The organism is Anoxybacillus tepidamans PS2, from assembly GCF_000620165.1.
GTDB lineage: Bacteria > Bacillota > Bacilli > Bacillales > Anoxybacillaceae > Anoxybacteroides > Anoxybacteroides tepidamans_A.
In genome coordinates, this window is sequence record NZ_JHVN01000033.1 from 1 (window position 1) to 17151 (window position 17151).

At 38.7% G+C, this 17151-nt stretch carries 22 protein-coding genes and 2 pseudogenes; 18 read left to right on the plus strand and 6 right to left on the minus strand.

Features of this window, described 5'->3' with window-relative positions:
- From N667_RS0116650 to N667_RS0116660, 3 genes are all read left to right on the plus strand, one after another.
- Positions 1–285 (plus strand): transposase (locus N667_RS0116650; RefSeq protein ID WP_027410469.1); only part of this gene is annotated, 285 nt, incomplete at its 5' end.
- Positions 286–700: 415 nt separating this feature from the next.
- Positions 701–1390, plus strand: a complete 690-nt coding sequence (locus N667_RS0116655; protein WP_027410575.1) for a class I SAM-dependent methyltransferase — start codon at positions 701–703, stop codon at positions 1388–1390.
- A gap of 178 nt (positions 1391–1568) precedes the next feature.
- On the plus strand, positions 1569–1937 hold the full coding sequence (locus N667_RS0116660; protein WP_027410576.1) for a hypothetical protein: 369 nt from the start codon (positions 1569–1571) through the stop codon (positions 1935–1937).
- A 312-nt stretch (positions 1938–2249) separates the two neighbouring features.
- Here N667_RS0116660 and N667_RS19895 read toward each other — a convergent pair whose 3' ends face one another.
- Positions 2250–2420, minus strand: a complete 171-nt coding sequence (locus N667_RS19895) for a hypothetical protein (RefSeq protein WP_156936155.1) — start codon at positions 2418–2420, stop codon at positions 2250–2252.
- A gap of 184 nt (positions 2421–2604) precedes the next feature.
- Between N667_RS19895 and N667_RS0116670 the strand changes: the two genes are divergently transcribed.
- The 4 genes from N667_RS0116670 to N667_RS0116685 all read left to right on the plus strand — a co-directional run bounded on the left by N667_RS0116670 (position 2605) and on the right by N667_RS0116685 (position 6527).
- Positions 2605–3120: a DUF2269 family protein gene (locus tag N667_RS0116670; RefSeq protein WP_027410577.1), complete on the plus strand. Its 516-nt coding sequence runs from the start codon at positions 2605–2607 to the stop codon at positions 3118–3120.
- Positions 3121–3478: 358 nt separating this feature from the next.
- Positions 3479–4387: a YqaJ viral recombinase family protein gene (locus tag N667_RS18910; RefSeq protein WP_035099214.1), complete on the plus strand. Its 909-nt coding sequence runs from the start codon at positions 3479–3481 to the stop codon at positions 4385–4387.
- Positions 4365–5189 (plus strand): recombinase RecT, encoded by an 825-nt coding sequence (locus N667_RS0116680; protein WP_027410578.1) that lies wholly within the window; start codon positions 4365–4367, stop codon positions 5187–5189. The genes N667_RS18910 and N667_RS0116680 overlap by 23 nt, the downstream gene beginning before the upstream one ends.
- Positions 5190–5486: 297 nt before the next feature.
- Entirely contained in the window at positions 5487–6527 is a 1041-nt protein-coding gene (locus N667_RS0116685) for a DUF3231 family protein (RefSeq protein WP_027410579.1), read from the plus strand.
- A gap of 245 nt (positions 6528–6772) precedes the next feature.
- On the opposite strand, the gene N667_RS0116690 is transcribed toward N667_RS0116685, so the two are convergent.
- A complete protein-coding gene (locus N667_RS0116690) occupies positions 6773–7015 on the minus strand; it encodes a hypothetical protein (RefSeq protein WP_027410580.1) in 243 nt (80 codons plus the stop codon).
- Between the two features lie 361 nt (positions 7016–7376).
- Here N667_RS0116690 and N667_RS18915 point away from each other — a divergent pair, with 361 nt between their 5' ends.
- Positions 7377–7703, plus strand: a complete 327-nt coding sequence (locus N667_RS18915; RefSeq protein ID WP_051530082.1) for a hypothetical protein — start codon at positions 7377–7379, stop codon at positions 7701–7703.
- Positions 7704–7788: 85 nt separating this feature from the next.
- On the opposite strand, the gene N667_RS0116700 is transcribed toward N667_RS18915, so the two are convergent.
- Together N667_RS0116700 and N667_RS20425 are read right to left on the minus strand one after the other, a co-directional pair.
- Positions 7789–8508, minus strand: a complete 720-nt coding sequence (locus N667_RS0116700; protein WP_027410581.1) for a matrixin family metalloprotease — start codon at positions 8506–8508, stop codon at positions 7789–7791.
- Positions 8509–8674: 166 nt separating this feature from the next.
- Positions 8675–9747: pseudogene (locus tag N667_RS20425) on the minus strand (IS630 family transposase).
- Between the two features lie 56 nt (positions 9748–9803).
- On the opposite strand from N667_RS20425, the gene N667_RS0116715 reads away from it, so the two are divergent.
- From N667_RS0116715 to N667_RS0116750, 8 genes are all read left to right on the plus strand, one after another.
- Positions 9804–10103 carry a hypothetical protein gene (locus tag N667_RS0116715; protein WP_027410584.1) on the plus strand — a complete coding sequence of 100 codons (300 nt, stop codon included), beginning with the start codon at positions 9804–9806 and terminating at the stop codon, positions 10101–10103.
- A 125-nt stretch (positions 10104–10228) separates the two neighbouring features.
- Positions 10229–10555, plus strand: coding sequence for a hypothetical protein (locus tag N667_RS18920; protein ID WP_051530083.1), 327 nt, complete (start codon positions 10229–10231; stop codon positions 10553–10555).
- Positions 10556–10637: 82 nt separating this feature from the next.
- Entirely contained in the window at positions 10638–12227 is a 1590-nt protein-coding gene (gene istA, locus N667_RS0116725; protein ID WP_051530084.1) for an IS21 family transposase, read from the plus strand.
- Entirely contained in the window at positions 12224–12988 is a 765-nt protein-coding gene (gene istB / locus N667_RS0116730) for an IS21-like element helper ATPase IstB (RefSeq protein ID WP_027410586.1), read from the plus strand. The genes istA and istB overlap by 4 nt, the downstream gene beginning before the upstream one ends.
- A gap of 24 nt (positions 12989–13012) precedes the next feature.
- The gene (locus N667_RS18925) at positions 13013–13375 is read left to right on the plus strand and encodes a sigma-70 family RNA polymerase sigma factor (protein ID WP_051530085.1); all 363 of its coding nucleotides are present in this window, start codon (positions 13013–13015) and stop codon (positions 13373–13375) included.
- Positions 13362–13526 (plus strand): YvrJ family protein, encoded by a 165-nt coding sequence (locus N667_RS19610; RefSeq protein WP_084279279.1) that lies wholly within the window; start codon positions 13362–13364, stop codon positions 13524–13526. Before N667_RS18925 ends, N667_RS19610 begins: the two co-directional genes overlap by 14 nt.
- A gap of 8 nt (positions 13527–13534) precedes the next feature.
- Positions 13535–13786: a helix-turn-helix domain-containing protein gene (locus N667_RS0116745; protein ID WP_035099209.1), complete on the plus strand. Its 252-nt coding sequence runs from the start codon at positions 13535–13537 to the stop codon at positions 13784–13786.
- 54 nt (positions 13787–13840) lie between these two features.
- Complete coding sequence (locus N667_RS0116750) at positions 13841–14083, plus strand: glutaredoxin family protein (RefSeq protein WP_027410588.1); 243 nt, start codon at positions 13841–13843, stop codon at positions 14081–14083.
- A gap of 335 nt (positions 14084–14418) precedes the next feature.
- On the opposite strand, the gene N667_RS0116755 is transcribed toward N667_RS0116750, so the two are convergent.
- Positions 14419–14598, minus strand: coding sequence for a hypothetical protein (locus tag N667_RS0116755; protein ID WP_156936156.1), 180 nt, complete (start codon positions 14596–14598; stop codon positions 14419–14421).
- Between the two features lie 291 nt (positions 14599–14889).
- Here N667_RS0116755 and N667_RS0116760 point away from each other — a divergent pair, with 291 nt between their 5' ends.
- Together N667_RS0116760 and N667_RS0116765 are read left to right on the plus strand one after the other, a co-directional pair.
- Complete coding sequence (locus tag N667_RS0116760) at positions 14890–15375, plus strand: sigma-70 family RNA polymerase sigma factor (protein WP_027410590.1); 486 nt, start codon at positions 14890–14892, stop codon at positions 15373–15375.
- Entirely contained in the window at positions 15372–16436 is a 1065-nt protein-coding gene (locus N667_RS0116765; protein ID WP_027410591.1) for an anti-sigma factor, read from the plus strand. The genes N667_RS0116760 and N667_RS0116765 overlap by 4 nt, the downstream gene beginning before the upstream one ends.
- Positions 16437–17013: 577 nt before the next feature.
- On the opposite strand, the pseudogene N667_RS18930 reads toward N667_RS0116765, so the two are convergent.
- Positions 17014–17151, minus strand: a pseudogene (locus tag N667_RS18930) (IS256 family transposase); the annotation flags it as partial.

Consider the following 17151-nt stretch of genomic DNA (forward strand, 5'->3'; position numbering starts at 1 on the left):
CGTTACTACGCCCAGCGCTGGACAATCGAATGCTTTTTCCGGCAGGCGAAAGACCAACTGAAGCTGGATGGATACCGCGTTCGCCACGTTCGGGCGGTGAAACGGTATTGGGCGGTGGTGCTCTTGGCCTCTGTTTACAGCATCGCCGAATCCCGACAAAACCTCTCCGCCGGGCTGGAGCTTCTTCGGTCGCGGAAAGACCACAGCGTCGTCGAGTTCATTTATGACGCTGCGAAGCAAGATATTCCCATTGATGTGATCAAAAAACAGCTCCGTATCGCGTAAGGGGGACCCTGTTTGTCTCTCTAACTATGGAAATTATTGTAATAAAAAATGCTCATCTACAGTACATAAGATTTTTTTCATCGTCGTTCCTCCTAAGGAATAGTCTCTAACAGAAATTCGTTCAGCGCTTTTCAATCCTTTTTTTAGGGATCATGCCGTTTTCGAATGATCCTCTAGAAAAATCATGAAGGCCAATGGGCGAAAGTTACATAGAAATAGCAACATCAATGGACAAGGGGAGGCTGAAACCTAATCTCTAGCTTATTTTTGTTAATAATTTAGAGGAATTTAATTTATTTTATGGTATAATTATACAAAAAATTTGTTTGTAATAGGGGCGAGAATAACTGTTTCCTTTCTTTTTTAAGTATACTCGGCCAACTCATGGTACAAACAAAGTGAAGGAGGGAAAGAAGTGCGATTTACTTTCCGGTACGGAATTGATGCGCCTTTTTGGGTAGGATTTTTCATTGTCATCGGATTAGGTTTTTCCCTTGTAAGCCTTCAAGGATTACCTAAGAGTATGGGCGGTCTCATCTTTGGCTTTTATATGTTACTGACGGGGCTTTGGATGTTTTTGTATTCAACTGTGATCAAACTCAAGCATCGTTATGTCATTTTAAAATTGGCTCAAGTACGTGCGGGAGATCAAGTGTTAGATGTAGGGACGGGGCGAGGGCTTCTGGCGATTGCGGCGGCGCAGCTGGGCTGTAAGGTGACGGCGATTGATCGATGGTCACAGTGGGATCTTAGTGGAAATGGGAAAGAAGCGTTTAAGAAAAATGCGAAAAGGGAAGAAGCGGCTGATATTGAAATCGTAGACGGGGATGCGCGCCAATTGCCGTTTGCTGCTGAAAGTTTTGATGCGGTTGTTTCGAATTTTGTGATTCATAATATCAAGGGCGCTGCCGATCGAGAACAAGCGGTTAGAGAGATGTGGCGGGTGTTGCGACCAGACGGAAGACTGGTGATTTCGGATATAAAACGGGTGCAGGAATATGTTAAGATACTCACACCGCTCGCTGCGCATGTCGAGACAAAGCGAGTTTTTTATACATTTCCGTTTTCGCGAATTGTAGTTGCTTATAAAAAATGTACAGATTAATAATGGGCTTGCCGAAAAGGATCGCCTTCGAGCACAACGCAGGCCGGAGAGGGAGGTTATAGAGGGATCGTTAAATGAAAGCCGTTAGGTCAGCGGATTGGGAGAGTTTAGTCCAAGAAGGAACAAAAGCAAACCGGAAGAATGAGTAAATAACATTACAGTTTTATGGGGGAAGGCCATGAAAAAGCTTTTCTTCTTTGTGATTCTTTTAGTTTTCGCTTTAAGCGGATGCGGCAGCGAGTTTATTTCTTTTTCCGGGGAAAGCAAGAACTGGAAAGGGGAGTATTCTGCCAACATCGATGGGAACTCAGAAAATGGCAATTATCTCTTTAGTTATAAACATGCAAAAAAGAATACAGAGTTCAAGAATTTACAAATTATTATTAATGACAGCGGTAAAACCGTTTTGAATGAAGAGACACATAAAGGAGCAACGATTAAAATTCCGACCGGTTGCTCTGGATGTGACGTAACGAAGAAAGGCGAGCCAATAAAAGTGACGATAAAATGGAATCAGAAAAATGAAGAAACGTTTTATTTAAAATGAGCTAAAATTGTTAGAAAGGTGAACATAACGGGCTGCGGCGGCGGCTCGTTTTTTTATGTTTTAAGAATTGTTGCGGCAAAAAAGAAGAGGCGGAAGGATTGAAAAAAGTGATGACCGAACTTTATTTGGTTTGTTAGGAGAAATAAAAAAGACTGGCTTCATCATTGACTGTCTCGTTCTCCGTTCAGATGGCTGCATTCCATGAAATAATTGGTTTTAGTTGAATGCGGCATGAGGATCGTATTCGCCAAATTTTTTGATCAAACGACGAAAAATGATTTTGATGAATTGAGAAAAATCGTCTTGCTGATCCTAGTCCAATTGAGAAACAGCATGGGGCTGATCGTTCGTTGCTGATCGTTGCACTTGTGTCACTGTAGTTTGATCAGCGATGCGATGGTTTTGCACAAATCCGATCAAAGATGCGGCCGCCACTGTGGCAGTAATTCCTGTAACCCACTTCGCTACAACTTTTGGCTTCATGCACCACGCCTCCTCCTCGCTTTTGCTAGTTACAAAGGAAAATCAGTTGAAAAGACTAAAACGATTTTTGACTATAAAAAATAAGACCTCCGAAGTAGAAATCATTAAGACTGCGGCACATATGGGAATGATTCTTTCTTCATTATAATGAATGGTGTTAGTAAAGACTTTTGGAGGGATCGAGTTGAAAAAAATAGGGCCTAATGGGATGAAATGGTTGAAAATTATCCATGTTTTTTTAGTCGTATTATTTTTCGGGGGAATTTTAAGCTCATTGGCATTGAATCTCCATATTGATTTTACAAAATATGATGAGGCGTACCTTGGTTATAAAAACATTGTGATCATTAGCGACAATATCATTAGATGGGGAGCCATCGGAACATTACTAGTCGGTTTTACTTATGGTTTTTTCACCAATTGGGGATTTTTTAAGCATCGCTGGGTTGGGGTCAAATTTGTTCTGTATATGATCCAAACGATTGTTGGGATTTTTGTTGTGGACAAGTTGATGGTAGCCAATATGGAATTATTGGAAACGCAAAAACAATTAGCTTTGACCAATCCCGTTTTTATACAAAATCACGAAATTAGACAATACGCTGTATATTTTCAAGTGGCCGTCACTATTTTCATTTTTATCATTTCCTATTTAAAACCTTGGAGAAAGAAAAAACTTCAATCAAAGCAAGTGAATTGATATGGGGCAGTGCTGAATTTTATCGTTAAAAGCGTGGATGAACCTCTCTCACTTTGAAATAAAGTGCAGGTGGGATAGGTTCATTTTTTATGTGAAGACTGCAAACATGTACTAACTCCAACTTATCTTTATAGCACCATTCCTTAGTATTTTATTTCCGATGAAATATTATGCAATTGCTTAAATGGAGCGCTTATAGCAGCGCTTCTTTTTATTTTGAGTTGTAGAAAATATATTGGTAAATCTCCTTTATGTAAGGGAAACATATAAAAATAAAAACGATGAACGCTTGATTGAACCGATGGCGATTTGCCCGCTACAGCATGAACAACACCTTACGAAGGGAGGTGGCTATTTATTGAAAATCGTAGCCAGCCTAGAGGATTTAAGCCACGAACAATGGATGGAGTATCGGAAAAAAGGAATCGGCGGTTCGGATGTGGGGGCGATTGTCGGCTTGGACAAATATCGAAGCGCCTTCTCTGTTTATTTAGAAAAAATCGGGGCGATATCGCTTGCGGATGAGGAAAGTGAAGCGGCTTACTGGGGGAGGACGTTAGAGGAAACGGTCGCAGCAGAATTTTCTAAACGTTCGGGTCTTGAAGTTCGAACACGGAACGAATTGCTTCAACATGATACGTATGATTTTATGCTGGCGACATTGGATCGGGAGGTCATCTGTCCTAACAGAGGAATCGGCATTTTAGAGTGCAAAACGTCTTCAGAGTATTTAAAAGAGGAATGGACGGGAAACAATATACCAGATAGTTACTATGTTCAAGTACAGCACTATTTAGCCGTTACGAATTACTCTTTTGCCTATATTGCGGTATTAATAGGGGGCAACAAATTTCTTTATAAAGAAATTGAGCGTGACGAGGAAGTGATTCAATATTTGTATCGTTTAGAAGCTGATTTTTGGAACAACCACGTGCTGCGAAAAATTCCCCCTCCAGTCGATTACTCCGGCTCGACGACAGATGCGCTAGAGGATTTGTATAGGGAGTCCGTGAAGGAGAGACGCGAACTTTCGGATGAATGTATGGAATGGATCGGTGAATTAGAACAAATCAAAAAGCAAATGAAGAAGCTGGCATTGAGAAAACAGGAGTTAGAAAATCGCATTAAGCATTTTTTAGGCGAAAAAGAAATTGGAACGTACGATGGTGTTGAAATGATCACTTGGAAGCCGACAAGAAAAGGTCATCGAGTTTTAAAAATGAAAAAAGCGGAGGTGGCGATCAATGGGAACGCCGGAATCAATTAAAGAACAACTGGCAGAAAGGGCAGAGGGAATTCAAGAAAAACCAAAAACATTTAGCGAACAGTTTAAAAATTATTTATCGAGAATGGCTCCTAGCGTCAAAACGGTATTGCCGAAGCAGTTCGATTCGGAACGGTTTTTGCGCATCGCGCTTAGTGAAGTGCGCAGAAATCCTCAACTGAGCCAATGTTCGATCGAGTCGATTGGCGGCGCGATTATGCAAAGTGCCATTCTCGGTCTAGAGCCCGGACTGCACGGGTATGCCTATTTAGTGCCGCGCTGGAACAGCAAGGCTGGCCGCTTCGACGCCGAGTTTCAAATTGGCTACAAAGGCTACATCGATTTAGCGCATCGCACCGGGAAAGTCGCTTTTATTACGGCAGAGATTGTGTACGAAGATGACTATTTTGAGTTTCAATACGGAAGCAATCAAAAGCTCGTCCATAAGCCGAATGTCGAATCGGAAAAGTATGGAAATCCAGAATACGCAAGAAAATATTATGCTTATATCAAATTTAAAGACGGTTCGGAACAGTTTAAAGTGATTACGAAAGAACAAGCGCTGCGCCACGCCAAAAGGTTTACTGCTTCAAAAAACAAAGAAGGGGAGCTCGTTGGGCCTTGGAAAACGGATTTTGATGCGATGGCTTTGAAAACCGCCATCAAACTTCTATTCAAAACCGTACAGGTGAGCACTGATTTCCAAAAACAAATTGCCAAAGACGAGACGATTGCCAATGACCCTGACAATGTTCAAAGCGTCTATGATGTCATTGATATGGAATCGGCAGAGCAAGAAGGTTGAGTAAAAAACAAATGCAGAGAGGAACATTTCCACATAGGGATTGTTCCTCTTATATAAAAGGAAACTCTAATCCAATATATAACGGGCAATGCTGATTATATAAATCATTCATTTGACTGTCGATGTACCGACAACCGTTTGTTTGCCATGTAAAAGCAAATAAACATAATGATCCTTACAATTTGATGAAAGGAATTAATTGCAAGTGCAAAGTGTACATGTGCAGAACTTTTATGTACATAATACAAAACGATGGAAAATTTGTTGATTAGTTGGGGATTAAAGGAGGAAGTAAAAATGGACGAGCGTACTCCGATTGACGTTGAAAATATGGAAATTACTCATAAAGTAGACATCAGTGCTCCGGAAATTGCAAGCCTGTGGTCACAATATCAGGTCGATACAATGGTTATTGGTGTATATAAGTATATGTTGCAAATCATTGAAGATCAATCCATTCGTTCTGTTCTAGAACTTGCATTAAACTTGGCGGAAAATCACGTTAAAACACTTAAGCAATGTTTCCAACAGGAGGGATTTCCCATTCCTCATGCATTTACAGAAAATGATGTAGATCTGACAGCTCCGCGTCTGTATGCGGACGATATTTGTTTAAAGTATACTTTCATAATGTCGATTAACGGATTAAGCGGATATGCGGCTGCGTTGGCTACAAGCACTCGCAAAGATATAAGGGATTTCTATGTTAAATGCCAAGAAGAAACGATACAGCTTTTTAACATCTCATTGGATCTTTTATTGAGAAAAGGAATTCTTTCCAAACCTCCTTATATCCCGCCTGCGGACAACTACAAATTTTACGAATCGAAGCTTGAAGCGATGGGACTGTTTGGAAACAGAAGGCCGTTAAATTCGATAGAGATCAATAACATTTTTTGGGACGCGAAAAAGATCCAGTTGACTAAAGCGTTTGTGTTATCATTCGCTCAAGTGGCGAAGTCGGAAAAAATCAGAAAGTACTTTTGGAAAGGGGTGCAAATTTACGGTAAGCATATTGAAATTTTGGAACGGCTGTTGGCGGACGATCATCTCCCAAGACCGAGATCAAGGGAAGCGGATATTATCGACTCAACGGTTCCGCCTTTCTCTGACCGATTAATGCTTTATCATCAAATGGTTTTTACTTCTACGACGATGGCGATGTACGGTACTGCCCTTGCTACATGCCAACGAGCCGATATTTCAACTTCTTACGCAAGGCTTTTAATGGAGTTAGGCAAATATAATGCAGAAGCTTCCAATCTCATGATTGAACATAGATGGCTCGAGGAAGCTCCGACCGCTCCAAATAGAAAGCAGATTGTACTACATCATTAAGCATATATATGTGAAAATGTGGTTTTTCGCTGTCCCCAAACATTCCGTTTTAGATGTATAAAAGAATGTTGAAAGAACCGATATATGGATAAGAAACAGCGAATCCAATATCTAAAAAATAAAAGGGCTGGTTCAACATCGTTTCAAGCGGATGTTGGGAGATCAGCCCATTTCATTATGTATAAAACAACTGTATTTTATTGAAAGTTGATGCAGTTTGTAACGATGACGTGCACAGCACGCCATTACATTACAAACAATTGTTTAGGCAGCGGCTTCTCGGGTCTTTCTTTGCAAAACATGCAATCTGGATCACCGCAGCAATGCGACAGCCATTCATTACAATCAGGACAAAATTCTGAATCGAAAAACTCATACAGAATAATCTCACTTCCACAAGTTGTGCAATATTCGCCAACAAGGAAGCCGCCAATTTCAAAACCGTCAATGATTACGATATCATCTTCGACTTCAATTTTTCTTTTCATATCAATCGAATCCCCTTTTAATGTGCAGTAAATGTCTTTTTCATCGTAACAGAAGAATCGTGGTATGCGAAATCGTTATTTTGCTCAAATCATAATCACATCTTAGGTGAAACGAATGACGGGAACGTAGACACCTCAGTCTGATTGTAAGTAAGTGGATTAGCGCCTGTTTTCCATTCTAGCTTATTGTCTTCTTTTCTTATTACTAGAAGGTGCGCTGTTTTTCTTCTAATTGATATAAAAGGTTAATTTTACTAAATTTGTAATAATAAAAAGGGAATTGGGAATAGGGATAGAATATAGCAGTAAAAGATTATTTAAAATCGAAAGTGGGGGAAATACGATCAAACGTTGGGGAATCTTGTTTCTTTTGGTCCTTTGTTTGTCGGCGTGCAGTCAGGATCAGGCGACAGGAAAGAATTCTGCAAAAAGCTGGGTATCAGACAAACTCATCATATGGAATCACATCACATATATTGCAACTAATGAAAAGGTTGAAAAAGTAGGTGAAAAAATTGGCATGATTCAGCACTACTCAACGAAAGAACAGGAGTCCACACCGGATCATTTTTCAAACTATTATAAAGAAGGGACGCCGCTTTATAAAATTCCTAATGTGGCCGTTGAAGATGCCATTGCGGTCAAGATCAAAGAAAACGAATATATTAAAGCGAACTCCCAAAAATAATAGTAGAGGATGTCCTGAAAACGCAGGACATCCTTTTCTAAATGGAATATATCTGTAATAACGTGTTACTTGCGCAAAGGTAGACTTACTTAATCTTTGCTTGGATTTGATCTTTCGTGAATTTTTCGTTGTTCTTTAAATATTTATACTCTTTTTTTGTCAAATCGCCAGCGAAGAAAATGGAGTCGTTTTCATTGATCAGGCTATATTCGCCGTTATCGTCCTTTCTTAAGAATAAGATCACGTGATCACCTTTGTGTAATAGAGTGCCTGTGTCATACGTTACGCTTGCATAACTGTCAATTCCGCCTAGCTGATTAAAGGACATGGAAGAATGTTTGAAGGAACGATCGCCTTTTAATACATCCGTAATTTGGATCGTGTGCTCTGTTTTATAGCTTAGAAAATCATCAGGCGCATTTTTCTTTAATTTTGAATGCTCTATTGTTCCTTCTATAATCATGTCCGCATCTTTAGCGAGGCTTTGGATGTCTTTATATCCGACAGCCCAACTTGGATGCAGCATTACTATATTGTCTGACTTCACATCTGGATTCGCTGATACGTCTGATTGAGGTGCGATAGCAAGATGGCCGTATAGGCTTGCTAAAGCGGCTTTGTCGTCGCTTCCCGGGGAAGTCGTAGTTCTTGCTAAAGAGCCGTCGCTGTAGAAAGTGTAAGGAAACATGACAGAGGAAGTTGAGTTACTATGATCTAATCCTAAAGCATGTCCCATTTCATGAGTGGCGATACCGTTAATAATAGAAGATGTGTATTTAGATTGAACCGTGTAATACGTATTCACCCAAGATCTCACTTTTGTGAAATAGCCGGAGGAATTGCCTGAATACTCGGTAATCCCATCCCAGCCCGTTTTGCCGGCATCCTTGTTCCCAGCTCTAAAATCGTATTTCGTTCCCGTTGTAACATATACGCTAGTCGTTGCATTCCATCTGCTATATAGATTCAGATTAATTTTCCGACATAACTATCTGTCCAATGCGTTGGAGCACTTTTTCTGGAAATTGAGTGAGATGCTCCAAGAACGAAACAATCGATTCCCGCAACTCTTTTCGATTGGCATGAAACCGATTGGCAATCACGCTCTCTTTCAGCCATCCCCAAATCCGTTCGACCAAATTTAAATTCGGTGAATACGGGGGTAAGAATATCAAAGTCAACCGTTCTTCGTGCTCATGTAGAAAAGGCTGAAGAATTTTGGCGCGATGAATTTTTGCGTTATCCAAGACCATCACGACATGTTTATCTGGATACTGGTCCAATGTGTATTGGAGAAATTGCAGAAAAGCCTGTGCATTGCATTGATTGGTTTCCATACAGTGAAATTCCCCCGTTTCGATATTCACACCGCCTAATAAGCTAACGGTTGCGTGATGTCCATACGTAGGGATTTGTTTTTGACGCCCTTTAACACTCCATGTGGCCCGTAGAGTTTGGTAATCTCGAATATGGCTTTCATCTTCATAGATTATGACCATGTTGTCGGACAAGTTTTTTTTATGAGTTCCATCTCCTGTTGAAACTCTTTTTGTTTTTGTGGATTGGCCCGTTTGAGGGTATACGTAGGGCGTGTATAGCGAAATCCCCATCGATGAAGCATATCACCAATACCGCCACGGGACATGGTGACAGAAAATTTCTCTTCTAACACATGTTGAATAATCCGGGTATTCCAGCCCGTTTCAATGCCGTATCCTTCATCGGCAGGAGTGCTTTCTTCCAGCATTTTTTTTAATTCCCGTTCTTCTTCTGGAGATAGATACGGCTTTCTGCCCGGGGCGTATCGACGTTCTAATAACGTATCCATCCCACCTTGATTAAACTTTTGCACGTAAATCGAAACGGTCTCACGGTGGAGATTCAAGAGCTCAGCGACTTGGATCCCCAAATAGCCTTGCATAATCAGACGAATGACTGCAATTCGTTTTGCCATGTTCGCCTTTTTCATTTTGCGTTCCTGTTCTTGAAGACGTTCGATCGTCCAACCATGATCGTTTGTAATTTGTAATCCTTTTTTCCTCATTCTTCTTCCGCTCCTTTGATTTACTCATTTAGGAGCAGTATAGACAAGGATGCAGGTTGATTAAACATGTCGGAATTTCAAACTGGATTTATATAGATAACACTCCAGTTTATAAACTTGATTTAAAAAACGATTCAATCTTAAGAATAGATGATCATCCAGATAGAAAACAATTAAATTACGAAATACTACTTAAGTGTTTCTGTGAAGCTAGAAAAACTCAAGCATTTTTCACAAAATGTTTAGACGAAAATTCGACAGAAGCGGAAAAAGAATTGATAGCAGAATTGGTGAAAGAGTACGCTAAAGCTTCCAATAAGATTTTGGAATATTGTAATTCATTTTCAAAAAAATAACACCATATTCCAGGAATGTAGAGGGATTCACCTTACGATCTAATTGGCTAATTATTCCAATTGGTCATTTTTTCACACTAAAAAAGAACATATGTTCACTAACAAGGTGAAAGGGGTAGCGCAGTTTGAAGGACGAAAAACTAGATCCGTTTTGTATACAAAAAATCGAGCAATTTAAAGAAGAAAACAAAGATTTTTTGGAAAATTCCGTAATCAAATCGTTTCTGATGGAGGAAAAGAACAAAGAATTATTTTTCCGAGTCATCTGTGATCCATCGGAAAAAAATAAAAAAATACTTGACAATGAATTTAAAAAATTTTATTTCGATATCCGATTTATTTCGTATATCTCTACCGTTCTCTACTTTAATGCAATTAATTTTGATAAGCGCTACCGGAGAATGCGTGGTCGTGTAACTGCTAAACTAAAATGGACAGAATCCGACAAATAAAATTGAACACTTATTTACCAATTTTACTCCGAACAGCTATGATAGATGTTGAATGCTATCTAGCTGTTGGAGGGATGGAAAGGTGGATAAGTGGGAAGTGTACATGGAAATTTATCAGCTCTTAAAGCAAGGATTTAGTAAAGCCACTATCGCTAAAAAATTAAACATATCCAGAACGACATTATATAACTATTTAAAACGTTCACCAGAGGAAATGACGATATGGCTGGCTTCTACGAAGCAGCGAAGAAAAAAGTTAGACCCTTACCGAGAGATTATTTTACATTGGATTCAGAAGCATCCAGATCTATCAGCGTCTCAAGTACAAGATTGGCTGGAGGAACAATATCCTGATCTCCGTGTGGGAGAAAGTACGGTCCGCAGCTATGTGAGGAATTTACGAGAGGAGTGGAACATCGCAAAAGAAACTTCTGTCCGCCAATATCAAGCAGTGCCAGATCCACCAATAGGTCACCAAGCGCAAGTCGATTTTGGAAAAGTCAAAGTAAAAAATCAACAAGGAAAGGATATCGTGTTATATTTTATCGCCTTTGTTCTTTCGCACTCCCGTTATAAATACATGGAGTGGCTGAATCGTCCTTTTACGACGAGAGATGTCATCCAAGCGCACGAGAATGCGTTCCAATGGTTTGGGGGAATCCCAAACGAACTGGTTTACGATCAGGACAACCTGATTGTGGTCAGCGAAAATGCCGGGGATCTCATTCTCACAGCCGAATTTGAAGCCTATCGGAGACAACGAAACTTGACTCTTCATGTATGTCGAAAGGCAGATCCGGAAAGTAAGGGGAAAATCGAAAACGTCGTAGGATTTATCAAACATAACTTTGCCAAACATCGGATCTTTACTACTATCGATGCATGGAATGAACAAGGATGGAATTGGCTGCGCCGAACAGGAAACGGCAGAGTTCATAATACGACAAAAAAGAGACCGGCCGATGTGTTCGAACTCGAAAAAGCACACTTACGACCGATCTCTCCATCATTGGACGTGACTGGCGTCCCCAAAACAAACCTTACCAACAGTATAACAAGGACGGTGAGAAAGGACAATACCATTCTGTACAAATCCAATCGATACACGGTTCCGTGCGGAACCTATACATCGTTTGGGAAAACGGTGCAAATCGTCATTCAAGAGGCAGAACAAGAACTCCTGATCTATGATTTGGAAACCGGGGAATACTTAGGGAAACACCCGATCACTCACGGCAAAGGGAAACTCATTCAAAACCGGAATCATCTGCGTGATCGAGCGAAAGGGATCGATGTGTATCTCGAGAGGATTGCCCATGAATTTGAAAATCCGGATGCGGCCAAGGAGTATCTCGAACGTATACGAAAAAACTATCCACGATATATACGGGATCAATTACAGCTCATTCAAAAGCAGCTGGCTCAATTTCCACTCTCTCTGTGCAGCCAAGCGCTGCAAAAATGTATGGAATTACAGTTGTATAGCGCCTCTGCATTTACAGATATGGTCGGTTACTTACAACGACAACATAGATGGAACACTTCCGACAAAGTCGTTTCAGTGAACCGAATTCAACCATTACGTGAGGGGAACCTTTCGGTTTTGGAAGCTCAACCAGCTGTCAGAAGCATCGAAGAATATATTGAGATTTTGGAGGGAAGAACGAAATGAGCCAGCTGGCGAAAGTACAAGAGTTATTGCGAACGTTGCGTTTGACAGAAACGGCTTCGCACCTGCCTGTACTAGTGAAACAAGCAGAAACAAACGAGATGACCTATCTTCGTTTTTTGTCCATAGTATTGCAGTATGAACAAGATTGTCGGGAGAAAAAAGCACGGGAAAGGCGTCTAAAATGGGCAGCTTTCCCGTATTACAAGACATTGGACGAGTTTCAGCTGGATGAACAGCCATCACTGACAAAACGACAATTTCATCAATTGCGGGAACTCGCATGGTTAGACCAACTTTTTAACTTAATTTTATTAGGACCGCCAGGTGTAGGGAAAACCCATTTAGCGATTGGACTTGGGATGGAGGCGATTGATCAAGGGTATAAAGTGACGTTTATTACCATGGGAGAGTTGATTCAAGCGTTAAAAACAGAAGAAATCACTCGCAAATCTCGAATTCGTCTTCAGCGTCTAAGAGAATCCAACCTCGTGATTATCGATGATCTCATGTTTATGGCGATGGATCAACGAGAAGCCAATTTGTTTTTCCATTTGATCAATGACTTGTACAATCAATCATCCATTATTTTAACGTCCAACAAGGGACCAAGTGAATGGGGAGAACTACTGGGGGATCCAGCGATCACTACAGCCGTATTAGATAGAATTATTCATCGGGCAGAGGTGATTCATTTAAACGGAGACAGCTATCGCATGAAGCATAGAATTTCCATTTTCAGCGATGAAACTGTTCAAAATTAATGAGCAAAAAGTGTTCAATTTTACTTGACGGTTACAGGTCGTCAGCTCTTAACTATAGATCAACCTATAGGGAATGATACATCAAGTACTTCTTTCAATACTATGCTTGTTGATGAGTCAACAGAAATACAAGTGGAAGATATTTTGCGAAGTGATAATATTGAAGATCACATTACTAATCCAGTTCTTTATGAGGCGGTTCAATCTTTAACTGAAAAACAAAAAGAAGTAATTAGCTTGGCATATGTAAAGGGCCTTAAAGATACAGAAATTGGGGTATTGTTAAACAAATCACAACAAGCTGTATCCAAAATACACAAGGCCGCTCTAAGACGCATCTGTAAATATATCGAAGAAAAAGGGGGATTAAAGGATGACTGTATGTGATTTCCCTCAATGGGTCACCATTGTAGGAAACTTCGGGTTTCCCATTGCTATAACTATTTACCTTTTCTTACGGTTTGAAAGGAAATTGGAAAGTTTAGAGTTAGTAATTAACCAATTAGGCGAGGTCATTAGAGAGACAAGAAAGGAGTAATACAAGTTATGTTTTATGAATTGGTAAAACAATCCAAAAAAGATAGTAAAGCATTAGAACAAATTATTAATATGTTTGAACCAAAATTACAAAAAACACTTTCCATGACGAAATTAGGGGAACGAGAAGAACTGGAACAGGAGTTAAAGTACAGGTTAATTATGTATATTCAAAAATATGATATAGAATCGATACCAGGCTTTTGGGAGTTAAAAGATCTAATGCAAAATAACAAAAAAGTATGTTGGCGAGGTTGTTGAATTTTGGGAGGAACCTTCTTTATATAATGTATTTTTTACAAAGGGGGCTCGACAATGGAATTTATTATGTACTCTTCAAAACATTGCATACATTGTAAAAAACAGAAGGAATTTATGTTAGAAAAAGGAATTGTGTTTGAAGAAAAGGATATTCATGATAACGATGTATTCTTTCAAGAGTTTAAAGAACTGGGGGGACAGGGGACTCCATTTACTATTACAAAAGAAAACGGGGTTATTAAGTCAAAAATTTTAGGATTTAATCAAAAAAAAATAATGGAAGAATTAACGAAATAAACCGTCCAATACTTAATGGACGGTTTATTCAATTTTAAATACGTTATAAAGTTCTTTGTGACAAACAATAGGTTTTATTCGTATAATATTTCTATTGAGCTCATTCGTAATGAAATAATAATGATATTGATAGAATTCAATGTATTCAATAGCACCTATCCGTTGCATAACCTGATGTTATTCTATCTCACCTAATTACTTTATTTGGACATATCTAAGTTCATCTTTTTGCGTATCTTCAACATCATTGGCTTTTTACAGATGCTTCCCCATGTAAAAAGGCAATATGAGCGATAGCTCATATTGCCTAAAAAACCACATTTTTCACTTTAAAATTAAGCGCACCCACAATATTGTAACACAGAAGATCCAGATGGATAGTAATAAAATGTCCCTTCACAATCCGCATTATTGTAACAACAACTGCGATGTTTATCACAATAAACAACAACTTGGGCTTCAACTTCGGAAGATTGATTTTTTTCTTTAGAAGCTTTTTCATCAGCTTTTTTCATGTTTTATTTAAACCTCCTTGTTAAGTAAATTCATGTAATAAAGAATCTTAGACAATAAGATATACAACCTTTATAAATAAAAACATTTTCTCTTGTTAGTTTAATCCCAAAGATAATTTCTAGATTAGACGAAAAAGTACACATTGTTATATTGGATGAACCTTAGATATTTTAGATACGCATTTTCAAAAAAAAAAATTAAAAAAGAGAAACTTTTCGTTTTTTTTTCCGTCATAAATATCGGAATGGGGGGTGGAAACCATTGCCATAAATTTTGATCTCAATGTACTTATGAATTTATATTCTCAATCCCTTTTTCGGTATCTGTATAGATTAACCAATGACTATCATTTGGCAGAGGATTTATTGCAAGAAACATTTTATAAGGCTTATCTGCATTTAAGCAGTACAGGCGAGGTAACACAAATCAAGCCATGGCTTTATCGGATCGCCTATCATACTTTTATCGACCACTATAGAAAAACGAAAAAGGGACATGATATCCAACTGGATGATTTTTTGGCGTCACTGAAACTTGATTCATCATTAGAAACCGAAAATACGGTCTTACGGAAGTATCAAATGGAATCGATTTATAAACATTTGGCCGCCATGAAAGAACTTCAACAAAAAGCTATTACCCTAGTCGATCTAAAAGGATTTAGCTATAAAGAAGCTGCAGAGTTGTTAAAAGTGAAAATTCCACAGTTAAAGAGCCTTTTGTTTCGCGGAAGACGCGAATTAGAAAAACGGTTGCGTAATGAGGTGAAGGAATGAAAAAAGAGGAATTAAAAAAATTATTAAAAAAGTATGAACATGGCACGCTAAGTAAAGAAGAAGAACAAAAAGTGGAGGAACTTCTGGAGAGTTTTGATATATACAATGAATTTCTTAACGATGCCGTAAGAGATGAAGGAATCAAGGAAGTGGATACTTCCAAAATAATTAAACGTGCACAACAAACATTTTTTTTCAGAAATACGCTACTTGTCATCTCCTTTATACTTGTGATTGTACCTCTATTGACGATGTTTACAGTGGTTTATTACGGTTGGGGACGAGAGCATAGCAAGGGAAATGAAGCTATTCAAACCATTGGAGCTGTCACTGAAATGTTAATCCCAAATGTATATATGGATTACGATAACATCGATGCCACAATTCACCCTTTTACCATGAGTATCACAACAGATAAATATAAATGGTTAGGGGACGAGAGAAGATATCTTGGCAAGGACACATATAACCTATTCCTAAATGATGTGTTTGATAAAGAATCTAATTATCGAGCGATTGGATATGCCAAGAGTCATCTAGAAATTCGCTTTGTTCATCCAAAAGCTAAGTACTTTTTGCCTGATGAAAGAACGAAAATTGAATCTCTTCCAAAGGATTGGCCGCTTGAAATCTACATTTCTCTAGATCGGTCCTATTCCTTGCAGGAAATCAATAATAAATTTAAAGGATATCATATGACATGGCTTGCGTTAGACACAGGTATAGAGGAACAAATGAAGGATGATTTGGATTTTATACAAACGCCGACAATTGGTTTTCCTTATAAGAAAGTGGATGTGGATTCTGTATTTAACCGTTCCTTCACAGATTACAAAGAGGTAGTAAAGGGACTTGAACTCTTGAACAAACACGAAAAATTGGCTACAGAATTAACAGAGTATAAAGATTTAAAAGTTACCGAGCGACTACAATGGTTGAAAACACATAAAGAATTGAGGGTCTATGGAATAAGCATTACAGGCACCCCTCAAGATGTGTTCTCTCTAGAAAAAATGAGGGAAGTAAAAGTCATTCGAATGGGACAGGTAACTTTACCTTAGTGAGGAGTTGATTAATAAATGAAAATCAGGATGTCCCATATTAATATGATAAATACCTTTATAGCGTTATTTCTCCTTCTTTTGTTAAATATCTACATTTTATCCGACTTACCGGTTTTTAGATTTAGCTACTTATTGATTTCCCTGTTTGGAGTCTTCATCTCTTTGTTAGGGTTGAAAAAGGGGGATAAATTTTACGCATATTTAGGTGGAGGACTACACAGCATTCTGATTATTTCATATTTTATCTCGTTCTTGTTTAGTATTGGCATTAATTATAGATAGGGATTAGCAAAAAGAGCGTACATATAATGCACGCTCTTTTTCTTTTTGTCTTAACCAAAAATCACTAAATAATTTTTATAAATGGTTGTAACATCGGTGTTTATGACATCTTTATAATATGTAAGTGGTACCGTCAAGAATTTTGTGTAATGCAACATAGATAGGGTATCTCTGAAATGGATTTGGAATGGATAGGGGACTAGTTCCCTCCACAAAAGGACTGAATATTCAGTCTTTTGTGCAGGAAGGGAGAATCCCCTTATTTTATTGGTTTGTCATTTACATTATTTGGTTAATTGTAACGTTCTTCAAACATTCGTTGAAGCGTCTCCTGTGCTTCAGCAAATCCTCGTAACTTTCGCCCTGCCCATTTCTCGTTAAAGTCTTGAATCGTCAAATACACGATTTTTTCAGCGGCTTCTAAACTGCT

Bases quoted from the DNA above. Each gene is read 5' to 3' on its own strand.
- N667_RS0116660 (WP_027410576.1), top strand. From the start codon at position 1,569: ATGAAAAAGCTTTTCTTCTTTGTGATTCTTTTAGTTTTCGCTTTAAGC.
- N667_RS19895 (WP_156936155.1), bottom strand. From the start codon at position 2,420: ATGAAGCCAAAAGTTGTAGCGAAGTGGGTTACAGGAATTACTGCCACA.
- N667_RS0116680 (WP_027410578.1), top strand. From the start codon at position 4,365: ATGGGAACGCCGGAATCAATTAAAGAACAACTGGCAGAAAGGGCAGAG.
- N667_RS0116685 (WP_027410579.1), top strand. From the start codon at position 5,487: ATGGACGAGCGTACTCCGATTGACGTTGAAAATATGGAAATTACTCAT.
- N667_RS0116690 (WP_027410580.1), bottom strand. From the start codon at position 7,015: ATGAAAAGAAAAATTGAAGTCGAAGATGATATCGTAATCATTGACGGT.
- istB (WP_027410586.1), top strand. From the start codon at position 12,224: ATGAGCCAGCTGGCGAAAGTACAAGAGTTATTGCGAACGTTGCGTTTG.
- N667_RS19610 (WP_084279279.1), top strand. From the start codon at position 13,362: ATGACTGTATGTGATTTCCCTCAATGGGTCACCATTGTAGGAAACTTC.
- N667_RS0116745 (WP_035099209.1), top strand. From the start codon at position 13,535: ATGTTTTATGAATTGGTAAAACAATCCAAAAAAGATAGTAAAGCATTA.
- N667_RS0116750 (WP_027410588.1), top strand. From the start codon at position 13,841: ATGGAATTTATTATGTACTCTTCAAAACATTGCATACATTGTAAAAAA.
- N667_RS0116755 (WP_156936156.1), bottom strand. From the start codon at position 14,598: ATGAAAAAAGCTGATGAAAAAGCTTCTAAAGAAAAAAATCAATCTTCC.
- N667_RS0116760 (WP_027410590.1), top strand. From the start codon at position 14,890: ATGAATTTATATTCTCAATCCCTTTTTCGGTATCTGTATAGATTAACC.
- N667_RS0116765 (WP_027410591.1), top strand. From the start codon at position 15,372: ATGAAAAAAGAGGAATTAAAAAAATTATTAAAAAAGTATGAACATGGC.